The organism is Gordonia sp. NPDC003376 (assembly GCF_053589235.1).
In genome coordinates this window covers 45,542-51,541 of the sequence record NZ_JBSFRM010000029.1, presented here as the reverse complement: position 1 = coordinate 51,541, position 6,000 = coordinate 45,542, and the positions used below count along the sequence as shown (strand labels likewise).

General features: G+C 70.4%; 5 protein-coding genes. 1 reads left to right on the top strand and 4 read right to left on the bottom strand.

The genetic code is table 11. The features are described 5' to 3' along the window. Window positions 1-268: 268 nt before the first annotated feature. From ACWDUA_RS21845 to ACWDUA_RS21830, 4 genes are all read right to left on the bottom strand, one after another. Complete coding sequence (locus tag ACWDUA_RS21845; RefSeq protein WP_449753108.1) at window positions 269-715, bottom strand: (deoxy)nucleoside triphosphate pyrophosphohydrolase; 447 nt, start codon at window positions 713-715, stop codon at window positions 269-271. After that, a complete protein-coding gene (locus tag ACWDUA_RS21840; RefSeq protein ID WP_449753107.1) occupies window positions 712-1,734 on the bottom strand; it encodes an ABC transporter ATP-binding protein in 1,023 nt (340 codons plus the stop codon). Before ACWDUA_RS21840 ends, ACWDUA_RS21845 begins: the two co-directional genes overlap by 4 nt. Continuing rightward, window positions 1,734-3,317: an ABC transporter permease gene (locus ACWDUA_RS21835; protein WP_449753106.1), complete on the bottom strand. Its 1,584-nt coding sequence runs from the start codon at window positions 3,315-3,317 to the stop codon at window positions 1,734-1,736. Before ACWDUA_RS21835 ends, ACWDUA_RS21840 begins: the two co-directional genes overlap by 1 nt. Before the next feature lie 98 nt (window positions 3,318-3,415). Then, window positions 3,416-4,423 carry a thiamine ABC transporter substrate-binding protein gene (locus ACWDUA_RS21830; protein ID WP_449753121.1) on the bottom strand — a complete coding sequence of 336 codons (1,008 nt, stop codon included), beginning with the start codon at window positions 4,421-4,423 and terminating at the stop codon, window positions 3,416-3,418. A gap of 489 nt (window positions 4,424-4,912) precedes the next feature. Between ACWDUA_RS21830 and ACWDUA_RS21825 the strand changes: the two genes are divergently transcribed. Beyond that, window positions 4,913-5,797 carry an Rv1157c family protein gene (locus ACWDUA_RS21825; protein WP_449753105.1) on the top strand — a complete coding sequence of 295 codons (885 nt, stop codon included), beginning with the start codon at window positions 4,913-4,915 and terminating at the stop codon, window positions 5,795-5,797. The last annotated feature ends 203 nt before the right edge of the window (window positions 5,798-6,000 follow it).

The window sequence follows — 6,000 nt, the reverse complement described above, 5'->3', positions numbered from 1 at the left end:
GAAGGTTTCGACACGACTTGTCGCTACGCTCCGCGTCGGCTCAACCAGCAACTGCCCGTTGACGGTTGAGCCGAGACCGAGCCGCGCGGCGAGGACCCGAGTCGAAACCCGACTCAACCAGCAACTGCCCGTTGACGGTTGAGCCGACACCGAGCCGCGAGGCGACGACCCGAGCCGAAACCCGGTGACGCACCTGTCGCCACCCTCCACGTCGACTCAACCAGCAACCGCGGTGCATCGAAATATCGAACACTGCAACTCCACACCCTCAGAGAGTCAGCGCGGCAACCAGTTCGGGCACCCATCCGGTGTCGGCGGGGACGAGTTCCCCGGCATCGGCCATCCGGGAGAGTTCGGCGCCATCCACCCAGCGAAGGGCGCGGTGATCGTGGGCGACCGGTTCGCCGTCGACGATCCGAGCCCAGCGGGCCACGAGGACGAGCTCGGCGGACAGGATCACCTGGCCCGCGAGCGGTCCCCCGACCTCGGTCTGCACACCGAGCTCTTCGACGAGTTCGCGGTGCAAGGCCTGCGCGTCGGTCTCACCCGCCTCGACCTTGCCGCCGGGCAGTTCCCACAGCCCGGCCACCGCAGCGGGCCGGTCCCGTTGCGCCAGGAGCAGTGTCCCCGCGGTGTCGCCGACACCGAGGACGGCACCGGCCACCACATGCCGCCGGCCCCCATCGTCTCCGGTCCCCCCATCGCATCCGATCACCGTCCGACCACCGCAACCCTTTCCGGGACCAGTCGCAGGCCGACGCGGTCGCCGAGCGTCACCGACCCCGACGCACTCGCATCGATCTCGCCGATCGGTGACGCCACCCGCAGTCGGGCGCCGGTGGGCAGGTCCGCCACCGCGACCACCGTCCCGACGGCATCACCGTCGCGATCGGTCACCGGCTTCGCCGCCACCGACTCCGCGCGCAGGCCCAGCCGCGCCGTCGCGCCGGGGAGATCGATAGCCACCCGCCCGAGGTCGGTGTGAACGGCGCCGTCGGCATCACGTCGTGCGTCGATCACGGTGGCGCAGCCCAGGAATCGTGCCGTCCACTCGTCGGCGGGCGCCGCCCAGAGCCTGCCGGGCCGCGCGGTCTGCACGATCGCTCCCTCGCGCATCACCGAGATCGAGTCCGCCATGAGCGCGGCCTCCCCGTGGTCGTGGGTGACGACGATGGTGGGAGTGCCGGTGGCGCGGACGATCTCGGCAATCTCGATCGCGAGGCTGTCACGCAGGCGCCGGTCGAGTGCCGCGAGCGGCTCGTCGAGCAGCAACAGCCGCGGACGCGGGGCGAGGGCCCGGGCGAGGGCGACACGCTGCGCCTGCCCACCGGAGAGCTCGTCGACGCGGCGCGTCTGCATCCCGGGAAGGTGCACCAGTTCGAGGAGTTCGTCGATCCGAGCCGCGATCTCGGCGCGGGAACGGCGGCGGATCCGTAGCCCGTAGGCGATGTTGGCGGCGACGGTGCGCCCGGTGAACAACTGACCGTCCTGGAACACCACCCCGAAGTCGCGGCGGTGCGCCGGGATCGGTGCCAGGTCCTGTCCGGCGAAGCGGATGACACCCGCGGCAGGTCGTTCGAGTCCGGCGACCGCCCGGATCAGCGTCGACTTGCCGCAGCCGGACGGGCCGAGCAAGGCGGTGACCAGCGAGTCGGGGCCGCCGGCAGCCCAGGTGAGATCGTCGATGACGACGTCGGACCCGTAGGCCACGCGGAGTCGGTCGGTCTCGAGCACTAGATCAGTCTCCCCGATCGCGGTCGGAAGACCTCCACGGCCACCACCACCGCGGTGGTCACCACGACCAGCAGCATGGACGCAGCCATCGCGGTGGCCAGCGCATCCGCGCCCGGGCGGTTGAGCGCCGAACCGATCAGTACCGGCAGGGTGGTGGTGTCGGCGCGCGCCAGGAAGCTGGTGGCGCCGAACTCGCCGAGCGCCATCACGAAGGCGAAACCACCTGCGGCGGTGACGGATCGTCCGATCATCGGGAGATCGACGGTGACGAAGACCCGGATCGGACCGGCCCCCAGCGTGGCCGCGGCCTCGCGCAGGCGCGCCGGCACCGACTCGAGTGCGGGGATGATGATCCGGATCACCACCGGAATCGCGATCAGCGCCTGCACACACGGGATCACCAGGGGCGACGCCGCGACGTCGGACGGCAGCGAGGCCAGCACGATCAGATAGCCGAAGCCGAGGGTCACCGCACTGACCCCGAGCGGGATCATCGCGATCAGGTTGCCGACCGCGCCGGCCACCCCGTGGGTGCGGTGCAGCGCGATCGCCGCGAGCAGCCCCACCACCACGGCGATCAGCATCGCGAGCACGGCGGTGCTCAGCGAGTAGCGCAGGGTCTCGAGCGGGGTGATCCCGTTGACCGGATCGGCGAGCGAACGGTAGCCGACGAGCGTCCACGACCCGCCTGAACTCGGTCGCACCGACCGCAGCGCGAGCACGACGATCGGTCCGGCGAGGGCGAGTACCGCCCAGACCGACGCCGCGACCACCGCGATCCACTCCGCCCCGCGGACAGGCGGCGGCCGGCGCCCCTCCCCCGCCGTCGCGCTGCCACCAGCGCCGCCGACGACGCGGGTCATCACCAGCACCGCCACCACGACGACGATCTGCAGCAACGACAACGCCACCGCCTCGGGGATGCGGAAGTAGCCGATCGCCTGCGTGTAGATCTCGGTCTCCAGCGTCCGCAACCGGCCGCCGCCGAGGATGATGATCACGCCGAAGCTGGTGGAACAGAACAGGAACACCAGGGCCGCTGCCCCTGCGATCGAGGGGATCAGCCGGGGCAGGATCACCGTCCGCCAGGCGCGCCATCGCGTGGCGCCCAGGGTGCGGGCGGCCTCCGCGGTCCGGGTGTCGAGCGACCGCCACGTCGCCCCCACCACCCGCACCACCACGGCGACGTTGAGGAAGGCGTGAGCGGCGAGTACCGCTCCCCACCCGTCGCCGATCCCCAATCCGGCGAGCGGGCCGGCGAACAGTGCGCGGAAGGCCACACCCACCACGACGGTCGGCAGCACGAACGGCACCGTGACCAGCACGGTGAGCACCACCGAACCGGTCCCTGGCAGCCGCGCGGCCAGCCACACGATCGGTGCGGCGAGGACGAGGGCGGCGAGCGTCGACGCCCCTGCCTGGGCGAGCGTCACCACGAGCAGGTCCAGGGCACGGGTACGACGAAGCAGTTCCGGAACCGAGTCGCCCGCACCGGCGACCTCGACGGCGCGGTGGACGAGCGCACCGACCGGCCAGCAGAACAGGACCCCCAGGAACAGTGCGGGGATTCCGACGAGCGCCACGCGCCCCAGCCGTTCAGGCGTCGACGCGCGGCCCGCAGGCCCCGACCGAGGCCTCGGAACCGCTGATCGAGGCCTCAGAGCCACCGACCGCCTCCGGGCTACCGGCCGACGGCGTCGCGCCACTGTCGCAGCCACGCCTCACGGTTCTGCGCGATGTAGGCCGGCGGAAGGCTCACCGTCCACTGCGGCACCGGTGCACGCTGCGCCCAACCGTCGGGCAGCGGGGTGTTCTTCTGCACCGGGTAGACGTACATCGACGACGGCAGCGCCCGCTGCACGGTCTGGCTGAGCATGAAGTCGACGACCTTGCGCGCACCGTCCTCGTTACGGGCGCCGCGCAGAACGCCGACGTATTCGATCTGCCGGAAGCAGCTGTCGAGCAGCGCACTGGTCCCCGGGGTGGCCGCGGGCGACGACGCATACGACAGCACGATCGGCTTGGGCCCCTTGCCCTCGCCGGCGCTGAACAGCTGGTTGTAGGCGATCTCCCACCCGGCGACGATGGCCGCGCCACCGGCGGAGACCTGTCGCCAGTAGTTCTCCCAGTCGTCGCCGAACACGCCGACGGTGGTGAGCAGGAAGGCCATGCCGGGCGACGAGGTCCCCGGATCGAGCAGCGCGGCCTGTGCGGCGTAGGTGGGATCCCGCAGGTCCCGCAGACTGGTCGGCGCCTTCAGATTGCGACTGGAGTACCAGTTGTCGTCGACGTTCAGGCAGACGTCGCCACGGTCGACGGCGGTGAGCTCATGGTTGGAATCAGCGATCGCATATTCCGCGGCACCGTCGGCGGCGGCCGGCGCCGCGTAGGGTTCGAGGGCGCCCGCCTCGATCGGACGCGACGCGAAGGTGTTGTCGATGCCGAACACGACGTCGGCCTTGGGAGACCCCGGCGTCAGCGAGATCGTCGACGCGAGCTGCCCGGCATCGCCGGACTTGACGATCTTGAGGGTCAGACCGGTCTCCTTGGTGAAGGTGTCGAGCACCTCCTGCGGCAGCTCGAAGGAGTCGTGGGTGAGCATCGTGACCTCGGTGGTCGAGCTCGAGTCGTCACCACAGGCGGTCAGCAGACCGGCTCCGATCGCGAGGGCACCGACGAGCACCCCCATTCGGATACCGAACCGGGCGGCGGCCGCGCGGGCCGGACGAACCATGGACTGCGGTGCGCTCACTGGACTCCCTGGCGATGACGTTGGCGGACGATCGGTACCGGGGTTCTTCCGAACGCCCCCGTCGATCCAAATTCCGTCTCTGACTCCGTCGATCTAACCAGGTGGTCCGCGTGAGCGGGTGTGGCCGTCACCCCGGAACCCGCCGACCACAAATCACCTGCATAACAATTGCATCACCAGCCCCATCCGTAACACCGTGGCGGCGTTAGGCTGCCTGGACAGCGACCCTCCCGCGGGGCTTAGAATGTCCCGCGACGTCCGCGGTGTGCCCGTCCCGGGGTACAAGCCCGGGTGACCGGGACCGCCGATGTGCTCTCAGGGTGTCGGGGGGACGTCCGCAGTACGGAGAACGCCAGCGTGCGCCGTGAAACCCGCGGCACACAACGACAATCGATAGGACGAGACCTCGTGCGCCTGCAAGCACCGATGAGCCGATCACGCCGCCTGATCGCCGCAACCGCGGCCGTCGCGGCGTTCGCCATCCCCGCCGTCGCCACGCCGTCGACCGCCTCCGCGGCCCCGGCATCGACCGCACCGGCAGCAACGACCTCCGCCACGGAGTCGGCCGACCAGGGCCTGACCCCGAGTTCTGTGCCCGCGCCCGATCAGCGCACCCTCGACTCCCTTGGCGCCTTCGCGCCGGCCATCATCGGCTCGGTGACCACCCCCGGACCCGACGGCCGGGTGAACGCGGACCTGCTGAGCCAGGCCTCCGTACTCGCCGACAACCCGACGCTGCCGACCGAGGTCAAGCAGATCTGGAAGTCGGTGATCGACTTCCTCGGCGAGCCCGGCAAGCAGCAGCTCGCCGCCCATCAGGTCGCCGAGCGCAAGGTGGCCAAGCCCGGCGAGCCGGAGATCCCGAGCGGCCCGAACGCCCCGAAGATCCAGGAATTCCTGTACCCGACCCTCGGCTTCGGCTGCATGCCCGGCAACGGCAGCCCGACCGGCGGCAACTCGCTGGGTCGCGCCCTGGTCACCGCCGGCCCGCAGCAGGCGCCCGCCCCGGGCCCCAAGCGTGGCCAGGCCGGGTACGTCTACACCAGCCTCGGCACCGGACCCGCGGTGAACAACTCGGCTCGCGCCCTGTGGGTGAGCTGGCTCAACATCGACAACGGGCGCACCGGCCAGTTGCAGCTCAAGCGCAACGCCAAGATCAACGCCACCTCCGGCCCGGGCACCTTCACCGGTATCGCCACCACGGGTAAGGGACGCGTGATCTCGACCATCTACGGCGATGTCACCACCAAGAACAAGGGCAAGGTGACCTCCTGCCCGATCGCGCCGACGATCGGCATCGCGATCATCTGATCGGCACCCACCCGTAGTCCGACGAGACCCCGGCCATCCGGCCGGGGTCTCGTCGTCTGCCCACATCGACCGGCGACCCACAAGTGCTGCACACCAAGCGGTCTCCCGCCGATCGCGGGGATGTCACAGCTCGGACACTCGGCTTGCCACGCCAACGTCAAACGTGATCTGGTTTAACACAAGCAACATCTGTCACATCCGTC

Coding starts and splice junctions, on each gene's coding strand:
- ACWDUA_RS21830 (WP_449753121.1), bottom strand. CDS start 4,423: ATGGGGGTGCTCGTCGGTGCCCTCGCGATCGGAGCCGGTCTGCTGACC.
- ACWDUA_RS21825 (WP_449753105.1), top strand. CDS start 4,913: ATGAGCCGATCACGCCGCCTGATCGCCGCAACCGCGGCCGTCGCGGCG.